The organism is Methylotenera sp. E1MeOHC1, assembly GCF_058745595.1.
Genome location: NZ_CP196025.1, coordinates 1,783,013 through 1,796,496 on the forward strand (window position 1 = coordinate 1,783,013; position 13,484 = coordinate 1,796,496).

Below are 13,484 nucleotides of genomic sequence, written 5' to 3' on the forward strand. Positions count from 1 at the left end.
AACCTTGACTCAACAGTCTTTAGCCACATAAAAAACGCCGCATGACCCTGCCGAACTAATCGGCGCATCATGCGGCGCTAAATACCACCAATAAGTACTTACTTGAGCTTAGCTAACTGGCTTAACAGCTTATCCAAACTAGCACTAAAGTCTGCCACACGCGCTTTCTCCTGCTCTACCACTGCCGCTGGTGCTCTTGCCACAAAGCTTTCATTATTAAGTTTGGCGTTGGCTTTATTGATTTCGCTTTCCAAACGTGCAATTTCTTTGCCTAAGCGCTCTTTTTCTGCCGCGACATCAATTTCAACTTTTAACATCAGTTTAAAATCATTCACCAACATCACCGGCGCATCCGCTTCTGGCAAGTCAGCAACAATCGCTACATCTTCCAGCTTAGCCAGCGCTTTTAGGTAAGGTGCGTAGGCCGCTAATGCCTCTGCATCACCCGCAGCAAACAATGGCACACGTGCCGCTGGTGAAATACCCATTTCGCCACGCAAGCTACGACATGCATCCACTGCTTGTTTCAATTGCGCCACCCAAGCCTCTGAGGCTTCATCCAACTTGTCTGGCTGCGCTTTAGGATAAGTTTCCAACATAATGCTAGCGCCATGCTTTTCCGTCATCGGCGCGATTGTTTGCCAAATCTCTTCTGTAATAAATGGCATGATAGGGTGTGCTAAGCGCAAGATGGTTTCCAACACGCGCAGTAAAGTACGGCGTGTGCCGATTTTTTCTGCCTCACTGCCAGTTTGCATCTGCACTTTAGCTAGCTCTAAATACCAATCGCAGTATTCATCCCATACAAATTCATAAATCGCTTTTGCCGCCAAATCAAAACGGTAGTCTTCAAACGCACGTTCAACCTCAGCCTCTGTGCGCTGCAAGATACTCACAATCCAACGGTCAGCTTGCGAGAACACGCGACCGCCTTCTACGCAGCTGCCAAGACCAAAGCCATTGTCCTGACCTTCAGTATTCATCAGCACAAAGCGCGTTGCATTCCACAATTTATTGCAGAAATTACGGTAGCCATCACAGCGCTGTAAATCAAACTTAATGTCGCGGCCAGGTGAAGCTAATGCCGCAAATGTAAAGCGTAGCGCGTCGGTACCATAGGCGTTAATACCTTCTGGAAACTCTTTACGTGTGCGCTTCTCGATTTTTTCCGCATCTTTCGGATTCATCAAACCTGTGGTGCGTTTTTTAATCAACTCATCCAGACCAATACCGTCAATCAAATCGATAGGGTCGAGCACGTTGCCTTTAGATTTACTCATCTTCTGGCCTTCAGCATCGCGAATCAAGCCGTGCACATACACATGCTTGAACGGAATTTTGCCTGTGATGTGCGTGGTCATCATCACCATACGCGCTACCCAGAAGAAAATAATATCGAAACCTGTAACCAACACTGAAGATGGCAAATACTGCTGTAACGCAACATTGGCGGCATCTTTCTCTGCATCACCGGTCCAGTCTAGCGTTGAGAACGGCCATAATGCAGATGAATACCAGGTATCCAGCACATCATCATCACGTTTCAAGTTACCGTTGTAGCCATCTTTTGCAGCTTGCGCCTTAGCTTCCACTTCATCGTGTGCCACATAGACTTTGCCATCATCAGAGTACCAAGCAGGGATTTGGTGCCCCCACCATAACTGGCGAGAAATACACCAGTCTTGAATATTATTGAGCCATTGGTTGTATGTGTTTACCCAGTTTTCAGGGTAGAACTTGATTTCGCCACTAGCCACCACATCTAATGCTTTTTGCGTAATCGACTTACCATCAGCCGCAGGCTTGCTCATCGCCACGAACCATTGGTCGGTGAGCATAGGCTCAATCACCACATTGGTACGGTCGCCACGCGGCACTTTAAGCTTATGTTTTTCGGCCTTAACCAAGTAACTTTGCGCTTCTAAGTCTGCCACCACTTGTTTACGTGCGGCAAAACGCTCCAAGCCAATCAGGTTAGCTGGCATCTCGATGGCTGGCTTACTAGCGCCGTCCGCTGCCCAAACTTCAGCTGCTGCTGGAACAAAGCCTTGCAGATTGAGAATAACAATTTTATCCAAACCTTGACGTTGACCGACCATATTGTCGTTAAAGTCATGTGCTGGTGTAACTTTCACCACACCGGTACCGAACTCCAAATCTACGTAATCATCGGCAATGATAGGAATTTCACGGTTGCACAACGGCAACTGCACAGTTTTACCAATCAGGTGTTTATAACGCACATCTTCCGGATGCACCATCACCGCCACGTCACCCAGCATGGTTTCTGGGCGAGTTGTCGCCACCGTTAAATGGCCAGAACCATCCGCTAATGGATAGTTGATGTGCCACATGAAGCCATCTTCTTCTTCCTGCACCACTTCTAGGTCAGATACCGCAGTACCTAGCTTCACGTCCCAATTCACCAAACGCTTGCCACGGTAAATCAGGCCTTCGTTATAGAGCTGCACAAAAGTCTTGGTGACAGTTTTGTTGAGACCGTCATCCATGGTGAAGCGCTCACGGCTCCAATCCGGTGAGGTGCCTAAACGACGCATTTGTTTAGTGATGGTGCCGCCTGAGTATTCTTTCCACTCCCAAACTTTTTCCAAGAACTTTTCGCGGCCTAAATCATGGCGCGACACGCCTTGTGCATCAAGCTGGCGCTCCACCACGATTTGGGTGGCAATACCGGCATGGTCGGTACCCGGTTGCCACAAAGTGTTGTCGCCACGCATACGGTGGTAGCGTGTTAACGCATCCATTAAGGTCTGATTAAAGCCATGCCCCATATGGAGCGTGCCGGTCACGTTGGGCGGGGGGAGTAAAATACAAAAATTATCTTGCTTGGCGGTATCTAAACCAGCGCCATAATAGCCTTGCCCCTCCCAGAATTCATACCATTTACTTTCAATGGTTTTAGGGTCGAATGATTTGGCTAGCTCTTTGTTTTCTTGCATGTTCTGTGTCGAATGGTCAGTTGTCATAACCTACCATTTTATCACAGGGCAAACCTGCTGTTATATCGCGAGGTAACTCGCTACAAAAGAAAACAGAACCGCAATGAAAAATATTGAAAAATGCACAATCGCCCAATAACGGTAGCGTTGCCTTAGCGCTTGCGGCGTAATGCCGGATATCACAAATAGGCGCTTGTTTTGGGGCTTGGCAATCAAATGCTGCTCACTCTTAAGCAGCTGGCTTTGCTGACGCTTTATGTCAGAATAAGCCAGCTCACGCGCATGCTCCCATTCCAGCATATCAATCTCGCCATCCCGGTTCAGATCAAACCGTTGCAACAGCCTAGCCTTAGACTGCTTCCATTGCGTAAGCAGCTTACCAACCTCCCGGTTGATTTCGGCCTCGGTATGGGCTTGCGTGCCGGCATCTAAATCCCCCAGCACATAAATAGACTTGTCCGCAAACAACACATCCTCAATATAGCGATGCCCGTTTTGCGTAATTACATGCCGCTTTGCAGCATAAACATCCGCGCCTTTGGGGTCGACCAAACACACACCGGAGTCATCATGCAGCTCGAACACTTGCTCGCTGACTTGGTAATCTTGTAAACGCCACATGTAGTTGCTATCACGTGCGTACACCCACAACCTGAACCAAACGCAAGCTACGCCTTGGATTGGGCTGCGCATGGGAAAACGCTGCCTAGACTTGCCAAACAGTTCCACATAGCCCTGGGCAGCCGATGCAATGGTTGAGATAGGCACCTCAGATATTGCCAGCAGCCTTTTATAATTGAATGCCCAAGCCAATATAGCAACCAAGGCACTCACACCAAACAGCATGGGGAGCTGGTGTGCCTGCCTATCCTGGAAGTCTACATACACGCCCGCCAGCACCAGCCCAAGACAAACACATAAGGCGAGCGGGTTTAAATAATAACTACGCAAGCGCACAGCGCTACCTACAATTTGGCATTAAAGCGCTGACTTACGTCAACATCGACTAGCTCTTCACTGGAAAATTTAAGTAATGACTCTTTGGCAAAACCAAGCAGCCTTGCCACGACTAAATCTGGAAACTGCTGCACGCGCACATTGTTGATGTAAACACTGTCGTTATAAAACTCACGGCGGTCTGCAATTTGGTTTTCTAGCCCGGTGATACGGGTCTGCAACATTAAAAAATTCTGGTTAGACTTAAGCTCAGGATAGCTTTCCGCCACCGCAAACAGACCACCCAAGCCAACACGTAGCGCACCTTCGGCCTGCCCTAGCGCTGTGACATCATGCTGATCGCGCGCTTCATTCACTTGCGTACGTGCCTGAATAACCTTTTCTAGCGTCGCCTGCTCATGCTGCATATACTGCCGGCAAGTGTCTATCAGTTTAGGCAATTCATCATGGCGCTGTTTTAACAGCACATTGATATTGGACCATGCTTTTTCAACGTTATTTTTAACACTAACCAAGCTGTTGTATGTGATCACAAAATACAGCACAACAACAGCTACCACTATCCACACTAACATCATATCCCCTTATTTTTATTGATGATATTGGCCTGCGGCTACTTATAAAACTGTAGTCGCTATGGATAGTAGCATTTACTACTTAAAGATTAAATATCCGCCATCAACACTGGGCCTACTTTTTCCCAGTAGCGAGAAAAGCGCTTTAAGCGCCGCTCGCTCAGACGCACATTCGCCAACCCTGGCACATACTCCCACCTTGGTGCAAATGGGGCCAACATCTCTTTAAGTTTCAAGTTTGGTGTGTCTTGTGTAAAAACCTGCCCCACTCCTTTTTGCAGCAGCACGGTGTGCGTATCCCCCATCCATACTTCAACATTCATCATTTCATGCAGACAATCTGCTACAAATTGCAAACGGTTTAGCGACCAGTGACCACACAGCACAGGGTCAAACACAAAGATTTTGGGGTAAGGTTTACTGAGCAAAGTATTCTGTGCAGACAGCATTTCATCATGCACCAGCACCGCAACCGCTTTAAATGTATGTGCAGCCTTCATCGGCAATGACTTAACTGGATATTGCTTTGGGCTGGTGTTGACAGATGGCGTAAACAAACGCGCATTCAAGGCCTCGTAGCTCGCATCAAACGGGCATTGCGCTGTGCATGTAGCGCAATACTTCCCACCTGTATAACGCTCTATGTTCTCTTTGTTAAAATAATAGGGTTTGGAACTAAATGTCGAAGCAACCCATTGCCACGACAAGTGATTACTTGCAAAGTCACCATCTAACAAGTGCGCTTCAAACCAATCGGCCGCCTCACGCCAATCTATTTTAAGATGATGTACAACATAGCTCGCAAACCACATGCGTGCATGGTTATGCATATAGCCAGTATCCAGCAACTCTTTAATAAAGCCATCCATGCAGGGTAAACCTGTGTTTGCCTGCTTAACAGCATCACTCAGTGGCTGATACTGAATATCTACTTTGGGTGGCTCCATTTCGCTAAAGATGGTATTACCCTCATAAAACCAGACTTGCCGCCAAAAATCGCGCCAGGCTAGCTCGATCAGCAGGCTTTCACCTTGCAAGCCAAACTTCTGCTTCACAAAAGCAAAAACCTCATTTAAGCTCAGGCAGCCGTGGCGTAGATATGGCGATAAATGCGTGACCGCACCATTGATAAAATTACGGTTACGACCATACTGCACAGCATCAACTGCATGCAGCTTTCTTAGCGCGCTGGTCCTGCCGCCAGACCACTCTACTGCAAGATCAGGACCTTTTGCCTGTGCAAAAATACGCTTGATGTAATGCAATCGTTCTAGCCGATCACTCGGAAGATTAAGTTTCTGTGCAGGGCCCATAGGAGTATTTCCTACAATGTTAATGGAGCGTGATATACCACCCAAAAGGGTACACCTTTTTTGCAGAATTTTATATTAAAAAATATTGAAATATCATGCAATAATAATCACCGATGTTTAGGCTTAACACTTATCAATCTTTGTATCAGGATATCAAATGATAGAGGCAACTTGGGTTTGGGCGGTATTAGGTATCGTTTTAATCGCGGTAGAAATATTAGCAATTGGTACTTTATATATATTATGGTTTGGCATCGCTGCCATTTGTTTAGCCATAGTCACTTGGCTGTTTCCTAACATTCCATATGCTATACAGCTCATCGCGTTTGCCATTCTCTCTATCGGGTCTTTAGCAACATGGCGGCGTTATTACAAAAGAACGGATAGCAGTTCAGCCGTGGGCCAATCTCAAGGTGAAGAAATCGGACGCATCGGTACTGTGCTGCAAACAACCAGCCCTGCGCAGAACGGCTTAATTCGCTTCACGCAAGGCTTAATGGGTAGCCGCGAATGGGTGGCAGTGTCCGACGAAGTGATTGAAGTCAACAGTCAGGCAAAAGTGGTTGCTGTTGAAGGCAATACATTACGCATTACAAAAATTAATTAACGCTTTTTTAATCTTCTCACTTAAGGAAATTTCCAAATGACAGAGTTTAGTTTAGTACTCATATTTTTAGTGATTGTCGCCATTATTAAAGGCGTGCGCATTGTGCCGCAAGGTGAGGAGTGGGTGGTGGAACGTCTAGGCAAATTTGCTGGTGTGCTTACGCCAGGGCTGCATGTCATCAACCCGATTTTTACTAGAGTGAGCTACAAAGTCACCACCAAAGACATTATTTTGGATGTACCGGAACAAGAGGTCATCACCCGCGATAACGCGGTGATTTTAGCCAATGCGGTTGCATTTATTAAGGTAACTAAAATTGACCGTGCCGTGTACGGTATTGAGAACTTCCGTGAGGCTATGCGCAATATGGTGCAAACCAGTTTACGCTCTATCATTGGCGGTATGGATCTAAACCAAGCCCTTACCTCACGTGACCGCATTAAGTCTGAGCTCAAACTTGCGATTGCAGATGAGGCGCTAGACTGGGGTTTAACTGTTAAATCAGTTGAGATTCAAGACATCAAACCATCGCCAAATATGCAGGATGCGATGGAGCGCCAAGCCGCTGCAGAGCGCGAAAGAGTTGCCGTAGTGACCGAGGCAGAAGGTGCAAAACAGTCACTTATTTTAAATGCGGAAGCTCGCTTAGAAGCCGCGCGTAAGGATGCCGAGGCACAGATGGTGGCGGCAAAGGCCTCTGCAGAGTCAATTAAATTTATTACAGAAGCGGTGCAAGAAAATAACGCATCAGCCATGTTCTTGTTAGGTGACCGTTACATTACTGCGCTACAAAAAATATCGACATCGGAGAACAGCAAAGTTGTTGTGATGCCAGGTGACTTGGTTGGCGCTGTTAAGAGCTTAGTAGGTGGCAAGTAAATCTAGCCAATTTGCCATGCTGCACATAGCATGCATGGCAAATTAAGCGCACACGGTACAGGCTGGGTCTTTACTCAGCTTGATGGTACGCCACTCCATAGAAAGTGCATCCAGCAACAACAGCCGTCCCTGCAAACTATCACCAACACCCATCAGTATTTTCAGCGCCTCTGCCGCCTGGCAAGTACCTATCATCCCCACCAGCGGCGCAAATACACCATTCGTAGCGCAGCGTAAATCACTGTCTTCTCCATTGTCGGGGAATAGGCAGTGGTAGCATGGGCTGTTGTCTGAGCGCATATCATACACCGTGACCTGCCCCTCAAAACCAATAGCAGCACCAGACACCAGCGGTTTTCTTAACTGCACACAAAGGCGATTCAACAGGTAGCGTGTGGCAAAATTATCACTGCAATCTATCACTACATCCGCTTGCGCAATTAGCTTTTCAAAGTCCGCGGCAGATGACTTTTCGCAAACCGTATTTACCGTGACTTCTGGGTTAATTGCCAACAGTGTTTTTTGTGCAGATACCGCCTTATTCACACCCACAGCGCTGGTGGTGTGCACAATTTGGCGCTGTAAATTAGTTAAATCCACCACATCAAAATCACAAATGGTGAGTATGCCCACCCCCGCTGCTGCCAAATATAAAGCCACGGGCGAGCCTAAGCCCCCAGCACCCACGATTAACGCGTGGCTATTGACTAGTTTATCTTGCCCTTCATATTCAATCTGCGGTAATAAAATATGGCGGCTATAGCGGAGAAGTTGTTGATCGTTCATAAGTTAATGCAGTTGTCCTGCTTCGATCATGGCATTATAAAGAACATAAGGAGAAATCCAAGTGACTATATGATCAAACTCGCCATTGGGGTCAGCAGCACTTCTAGGTTCATGGCTGACGAACACTCTTCTTGCTGTTGGTACAGTCGGGTTTGCTCCCTCATCAGCCCCTCCAGCCACTTCAGAGCCCGTCGCTCCAATAGAATAAACAACTACCACGGCATTATTAATCAAATAATTTGTCTCTGGTATAGCTCCTGAACAAGCCAATGTGGTAATGCCAGTTGAACTACCACAAACTCTCAGCTCTGGAATTAAATTTCCCATACCTACTATAGCAAGACCATCCGTGGCATTATTTGTTGTAAAGTCTGGCGTTGCTGTATTTGTTGGTGTATTTGTTGTACTACTTTGTGCAACAGCATACATAATACGATTATTCCATGCATCAATAAGGTACCCCTCCACATCTGTTGGCTCTAAACCTAACGTTGCAGCAGGAAAGAATCCTAATTGTCTATTACACAGCCCACCTATTAATGGATTTGCATTTGCGCTGTCATCAGGAAATACACTTGTACCATTACTTGTTGCAGGACATGGCAACCTGCCATTAGCCTGCGCATAGCCCAACAATGCTTTTTTTGCCAACTCTAGTGTATTCTTAGTTTGTGACTGTGCAAGCTGATTGCGTTGCGCCTGCAAAGGCAGCAGTAACGCAGCCAACACAAAAGCCAATATCACTAACACTATGGCCATTTCAACAAGTGAGAAGCCATAAACAAAGCGATTTAATCTAAAGTTATTGCTCATGGTGCCACCACAAAAGTCTGGTCATTGTAATTGGATCTACGCAATTGTGAAGTGGCATCATACACCCCATTTCCATCAGAGTTTTCTACACTATCTAGATAGTCGCCCAATGAATTACAAGATGGTCGAACCTGTGCGGAAAGTGGGGACTTAGATAATGCAAATGGCGCAGAATTTATAGGTCGCCCCACTGTCACTATTATAGACTCCGTACTTTTGGTTCCTGCAAACAACACTGCTGCAGGACGTGTTAAATGATAAAACACATACTCTTGCCATTTATTATCTTTAAACCATGTTGGCAAGTAACCATCCAGTGCAACATCCCCATTCGAATAAGATTTAGCAGTGCCATTTATTGAGTTGCAAATAACGCGGCTAGTATTTGTGTTACTGATTGGACAGCCTAAAGCATCTTGTGCAATAGGAGTAACTAAGGAACATCCTCCTGTAACAAAGGTAAACTTCCCATCCCTAATGCGAAAATCCCCTGTTGCTCCAGAACCTACCGCACTACAGCTTGTTGTATTACAGCTAAAAGTAAATGAGGCACGCGAACAAGAACCAGTTCCCGTGCAATAACACCGTGCATTGCCACTCTGTCTTGTACAGTTTCCTGTCGAAGAAGTAAATGTGCCACTTGGTAGATAAAATCTAACTGTGGTAATGCCAGATGTAACAGTATCAAATATTGGTTGCGTACAACTTAGTGTTCTATTTGTTGTACTAACCGCGCTGTAATTACAATCTTGAAATATTGGTAAAAATCCACTCAACAAGTTACCATCTGCGGCATAACTCAATGATGTACCTAGATGCGCAGCGTAAGGATAATATCCATTTATATCTTGATATCTTTTTAACGAACTACGAACTTGCTCACCTACTCGCTTTTCGAGAGCTGTCATCAACTCATCAATAGTAATGTAAACCAGTTTATCGTTAAAATAATATGGCTGGTTAAGGCTAGTATCATTTAAAGAAACATTTTGGCTATCTTCTCCCATGATAAAATCTTCATCGGCTGTAGCATATCCACGGTTACTGAAGATTGCAGCACCTATCTGGAAACTATCTAAATACTCACTTGCATCAGTCACCCCTGACCTATTCTGCCCACCAATCGGACTACCTGGGGCAATGATGACGATTGCAACTCTGTCAGAAACAACGACACCATTCCTATCTAAAACTTTAAGCCAAGGGTAGGATGTTGTGCCTCCCTGCCGAAGATATGGAGCTGGCGCGTAATTTCCAGTAATCGGGTTAGGATTAATCATTCCGGGATTGATAACTGGACTCTCAGCATTCTCATAATCTCTAACTAAGTTACGTGAGACTGCATACCAAAGCTTATTACCTTGCGCATCTCTAAATTCGTCCCCTAATCCAGGATAGGTACTCAAACCTGAATAAATAGTTAACCCATTATTGGGGTCTAAACATGGGCTAGTTGAAGGCTGGGAAGGTAACTGTCCGAGTAAGTAACTATATTGAAAGGTACCAGCCACACAGTCACTACTCCCATCATAATTTGGATTAACTAGCTCCTTTCTATCAGGCCAAGGCATTTGACCGGGGCTGTAACTATGACTCACAGACCATGCGATTAAAGCCGCCTTGGCTTCATTCAGCACACGCATGGTTTTTTCATCCTGCGCGGCTTGCAGGTTTGATGCATTGAACATTTTGAACATGAACGCTGCGGCACCTAACCCAATAATAAACGCGATTAGTATAAGCACCATTCCTTGCTGGCCGTTACGTTTAAGGGGGCGACTACTCATCACCACCAATCACTCCGGCCTCTTCCAGTCTTAGTCGCTTAGCCTTTTCTACCACTTGAAGCTCTTTAACTTGGCTGGTTTCAGGCTCGTACACTTGGCCAGCTTTAAGCCGAATTTTTTTACCGCTAGCTTGCACATCAACACCCTCTGCACCTGAAGCTTTAGTTGAAAAACCTCGGCGGTTGATTCGCCCAACTTGCACATTATCGACAGCGTCACCCTCTTGCACGGCCTGATTATTAATCCAGAGCGTACCTTTGACCCCATCACTGCGCTTCACGTAACCTTGCATGGTGATTGGCTCTGTAATATCGACAGGCTGGTTATCTGCATCGCTGTCTGATGACTCGCTTTCCTGAGGAGTAACGACCTTCAACTGCTGACTTTGTCTAAGTTTATCTAATTTCTCACGTTCGGGAGGCCGGCTAAACAAACGACCAAAATCATCATTGGGGGCTGCTTGGATTACAGTGAACCCAAGACTCATGAAGCAAAAAACAAGCACATGAAACAGTAACTTAAGCATGACTATGGTCCCGCTACGGTTTGGATTGCTGCAGGCTCACGCAAGGTAAGCCAGTCCAGCTCACATTGCGCATGTAAGTTGGCAATCAACTGACTACTCAAAGCACCGCTCTCGTTCAATCTGGTAATTTCGCAGTCTCTTAACATAAGCTCAGCCACATTGGCTTTACTTAAAGACTCCGTTAGCTGCAATAAATCCCCTTCATGCAGCATATCCAGCTCAAACTGCATCACAGAGCGGTTTAATGTAAAGCCACCTTGATTAGGTACAAATGCGGGCGTATATTTTTCCTGCTGCTTGATACTGTATTTAATCCCAAATAACTTATGGTTTTTATGCTGCTCGCGCAGGCTCTCTACCCACTCTATGCGGCGCTCTTCTCCCACAAAACCTTTATTAATCAAGGTTTGATATTGCGGCAGATATGCGGTGATAACCTCTTTTTCCAAACCAGAAGACTGATAGCGCTGACGAGCCGCATTGAGCTGATTCTGCTGATTGAGCAATGCCAGCTCCTGTTCAGTTTTATACTGCTGCGCAAACACGATGCACGCCACCACAACGGCAATCACCACGCCTAAAACTACCAGTGGAGTTTGCAGCTTTTTCCAGTCATTCGGCTCTAACTTCATAATGGCTGCACCCCACTTGCATTAGTCACATCTGAGGCTGGTTTAAGCACTATTTTTAATTTAAAAAACGCTGGCTGCTTTTGTGTGGATTGCTCGTCCGTGGTACTGCCCTGTAAGCTAACAAATGAGCTCACATTCACCGGCTCTTGCAGCACAGTTACTTCAGCGACTCTGGCATCCGCCTTAATGTTGGTCACAAACTGGTTCAGGCTATTCAAGGCACGCCGATAATCTCCAGTAAACCCAGAAATTTGTGCCGTGAGGAAGCCTACTTCGACCAACTTAGTCGGGTCAGCAGGCGGCACAGCGTTGGTGGCTGTTTGCACGCCACTCGCTGTAGCTGATAGTGGCGTAAATTTATCTTGGTCACTGACGTTACTGTCATTGGTCAGCACCCAATGCAAGCGATCAACTTGCACCTCATCCAAAGCGCCTTGGGCGGTAGGTGCTAGCGCCGCACTGACTACCTGCATCATCAATCTTGGTGACTTAGGAAACGTGGCGATGGTTTTATCTAACTCCACCGCAACTTTTAAATCATTCGCGCTTATCTGCGTCACTGGAAAATCTTTTGCGGCCTCGTCATAGCGATGCTGCTGAATCTGCGTATCTTGCTGCGCTTGCTCAAAAGCAGACTTATGATCCCAGCCCTCTTTAAACATCCATGCCGCAGCGACCATGCCAAAGAAACCCACTAAGGCTGTGCCAATCGCTAGACCTTGTTTTAATTTATTAAACTGAAAAGATTTAGTGAGCCAGTCTGGCGCTAAGTTATCAACAAAATGTCCGTTCGCCAGCAATTGCATATGCATCAACTCTGGCTTTTCTTGCAGTAAGGCCACTGGCAAACCTAGCGTTTTGGCCAAGCTACTCAGGTTTACATCGGAACAATTCAATCCTTGCTCCTGACTGATGCCTTGGCTAATCTGCTGGGTAGAGCCATTGGCACTGACTAGCGCCAAGTTTAAGGGCGTGTCACGCGTGATATAGCGCTGACTCATTAAATAGAGACGTGTTTTCTCAATTTCAACCAGATAAAAATAGCCCAACTGCCCAGCCCCGTCAGGGACATTCGGCACCAAACGACTCATGCGCAAACAACCATGATGGAAGTAAGATTGACGCAACCCAGAAGAAAGTTTTTCGCAAAGCAACAAGTGCGGCGATGTTAGCTTGAGCTGCCGCATCAATACTTGGCTTAACATTGGCAGCAAGTAAACGCCCACCAACTGCGCCTCTTGTGCCTTAATGATGGCAACCCAAGCTTGTAAGAAATCATCTTTACTGATGGCAACAAACAAAAAGTTATCATCTTTTCGTTTGTCTTTATCTCGATCAATAAAATGTGCCGTGCGGAAATCCAACCCTCGGTAGTGTTGATTCAACTTACGTGTAATCAGTTCATGCTTCGCACTGCCTGTCGTATGCGGCAAGCTCTCTAGCCTAAAGTCTTCCTCTACGGCATCGGTAATCAAATAAACCGGGCTGGATGAATATTGCTGTAGAAATGCTGAAAATGCCTGATGCCCAGCTTCGTTGTTCTCAAAAGCCTGGTTACCTTGCAGCTTACCCGCATGCCAAACGCCAACCAGCAAATGATTGGCAGTAGCGCATAACACTAGTTTTTTTGGATTAGCGAATATCATGCT

General features: G+C 46.2%; 12 protein-coding genes. 2 read left to right on the top strand and 10 right to left on the bottom strand.

The window, feature by feature from the left end:
* Positions 1-98 precede the first annotated feature (98 nt).
* The 4 genes from ACSSU7_RS08425 to ACSSU7_RS08440 all read right to left on the bottom strand — a co-directional run bounded on the left by ACSSU7_RS08425 (position 99) and on the right by ACSSU7_RS08440 (position 5,805).
* The gene (locus ACSSU7_RS08425) at positions 99-2,987 is read right to left on the bottom strand and encodes a valine--tRNA ligase (RefSeq protein WP_492516065.1); all 2,889 of its coding nucleotides are present in this window, start codon (positions 2,985-2,987) and stop codon (positions 99-101) included.
* 33 nt (positions 2,988-3,020) lie between these two features.
* Positions 3,021-3,917: a hypothetical protein gene (locus tag ACSSU7_RS08430; protein WP_492516066.1), complete on the bottom strand. Its 897-nt coding sequence runs from the start codon at positions 3,915-3,917 to the stop codon at positions 3,021-3,023.
* An 8-nt stretch (positions 3,918-3,925) separates the two neighbouring features.
* Positions 3,926-4,492: a LemA family protein gene (locus ACSSU7_RS08435; RefSeq protein WP_492516067.1), complete on the bottom strand. Its 567-nt coding sequence runs from the start codon at positions 4,490-4,492 to the stop codon at positions 3,926-3,928.
* A gap of 89 nt (positions 4,493-4,581) precedes the next feature.
* Positions 4,582-5,805 (bottom strand): FAD-binding domain-containing protein, encoded by a 1,224-nt coding sequence (locus ACSSU7_RS08440; RefSeq protein WP_492516068.1) that lies wholly within the window; start codon positions 5,803-5,805, stop codon positions 4,582-4,584.
* Positions 5,806-5,962: 157 nt separating this feature from the next.
* Here ACSSU7_RS08440 and ACSSU7_RS08445 point away from each other — a divergent pair, with 157 nt between their 5' ends.
* Both ACSSU7_RS08445 and ACSSU7_RS08450 read left to right on the top strand, forming a co-directional pair.
* The gene (locus ACSSU7_RS08445) at positions 5,963-6,412 is read left to right on the top strand and encodes an NfeD family protein (protein WP_492516069.1); all 450 of its coding nucleotides are present in this window, start codon (positions 5,963-5,965) and stop codon (positions 6,410-6,412) included.
* A gap of 36 nt (positions 6,413-6,448) precedes the next feature.
* Complete coding sequence (locus ACSSU7_RS08450) at positions 6,449-7,291, top strand: SPFH domain-containing protein (RefSeq protein ID WP_492516070.1); 843 nt, start codon at positions 6,449-6,451, stop codon at positions 7,289-7,291.
* A 42-nt stretch (positions 7,292-7,333) separates the two neighbouring features.
* Here ACSSU7_RS08450 and ACSSU7_RS08455 read toward each other — a convergent pair whose 3' ends face one another.
* Genes ACSSU7_RS08455 through ACSSU7_RS08480 form a run of 6 tightly spaced genes read right to left on the bottom strand, consistent with a single transcriptional unit; the run spans position 7,334 to position 13,481 of the window.
* Positions 7,334-8,077, bottom strand: coding sequence for a HesA/MoeB/ThiF family protein (locus tag ACSSU7_RS08455; protein ID WP_492516071.1), 744 nt, complete (start codon positions 8,075-8,077; stop codon positions 7,334-7,336).
* A 3-nt stretch (positions 8,078-8,080) separates the two neighbouring features.
* A complete protein-coding gene (locus tag ACSSU7_RS08460; RefSeq protein ID WP_492516072.1) occupies positions 8,081-8,890 on the bottom strand; it encodes a type II secretion system protein in 810 nt (269 codons plus the stop codon).
* Positions 8,887-10,677 carry a hypothetical protein gene (locus tag ACSSU7_RS08465; protein ID WP_492516073.1) on the bottom strand — a complete coding sequence of 597 codons (1,791 nt, stop codon included), beginning with the start codon at positions 10,675-10,677 and terminating at the stop codon, positions 8,887-8,889. The genes ACSSU7_RS08460 and ACSSU7_RS08465 overlap by 4 nt, the downstream gene beginning before the upstream one ends.
* The gene (locus ACSSU7_RS08470; RefSeq protein ID WP_492516074.1) at positions 10,670-11,164 is read right to left on the bottom strand and encodes a hypothetical protein; all 495 of its coding nucleotides are present in this window, start codon (positions 11,162-11,164) and stop codon (positions 10,670-10,672) included. The genes ACSSU7_RS08465 and ACSSU7_RS08470 overlap by 8 nt, the downstream gene beginning before the upstream one ends.
* A gap of 41 nt (positions 11,165-11,205) precedes the next feature.
* Positions 11,206-11,835 carry a hypothetical protein gene (locus ACSSU7_RS08475; RefSeq protein WP_492516075.1) on the bottom strand — a complete coding sequence of 210 codons (630 nt, stop codon included), beginning with the start codon at positions 11,833-11,835 and terminating at the stop codon, positions 11,206-11,208.
* A complete protein-coding gene (locus tag ACSSU7_RS08480) occupies positions 11,832-13,481 on the bottom strand; it encodes a hypothetical protein (protein WP_492516076.1) in 1,650 nt (549 codons plus the stop codon). Before ACSSU7_RS08480 ends, ACSSU7_RS08475 begins: the two co-directional genes overlap by 4 nt.
* Positions 13,482-13,484 lie beyond the last annotated feature (3 nt).

Coding starts and splice junctions, on each gene's coding strand:
- ACSSU7_RS08425 (WP_492516065.1), bottom strand. CDS start 2,987: ATGACAACTGACCATTCGACACAGAACATGCAAGAAAACAAAGAGCTA.
- ACSSU7_RS08435 (WP_492516067.1), bottom strand. CDS start 4,492: ATGTTAGTGTGGATAGTGGTAGCTGTTGTTGTGCTGTATTTTGTGATC.
- ACSSU7_RS08440 (WP_492516068.1), bottom strand. CDS start 5,805: ATGGGCCCTGCACAGAAACTTAATCTTCCGAGTGATCGGCTAGAACGA.
- ACSSU7_RS08445 (WP_492516069.1), top strand. CDS start 5,963: ATGATAGAGGCAACTTGGGTTTGGGCGGTATTAGGTATCGTTTTAATC.
- ACSSU7_RS08450 (WP_492516070.1), top strand. CDS start 6,449: ATGACAGAGTTTAGTTTAGTACTCATATTTTTAGTGATTGTCGCCATT.
- ACSSU7_RS08455 (WP_492516071.1), bottom strand. CDS start 8,077: ATGAACGATCAACAACTTCTCCGCTATAGCCGCCATATTTTATTACCG.
- ACSSU7_RS08460 (WP_492516072.1), bottom strand. CDS start 8,890: ATGAGCAATAACTTTAGATTAAATCGCTTTGTTTATGGCTTCTCACTT.
- ACSSU7_RS08465 (WP_492516073.1), bottom strand. CDS start 10,677: ATGAGTAGTCGCCCCCTTAAACGTAACGGCCAGCAAGGAATGGTGCTT.
- ACSSU7_RS08470 (WP_492516074.1), bottom strand. CDS start 11,164: ATGAGTCTTGGGTTCACTGTAATCCAAGCAGCCCCCAATGATGATTTT.
- ACSSU7_RS08475 (WP_492516075.1), bottom strand. CDS start 11,835: ATGAAGTTAGAGCCGAATGACTGGAAAAAGCTGCAAACTCCACTGGTA.
- ACSSU7_RS08480 (WP_492516076.1), bottom strand. CDS start 13,481: ATGATATTCGCTAATCCAAAAAAACTAGTGTTATGCGCTACTGCCAAT.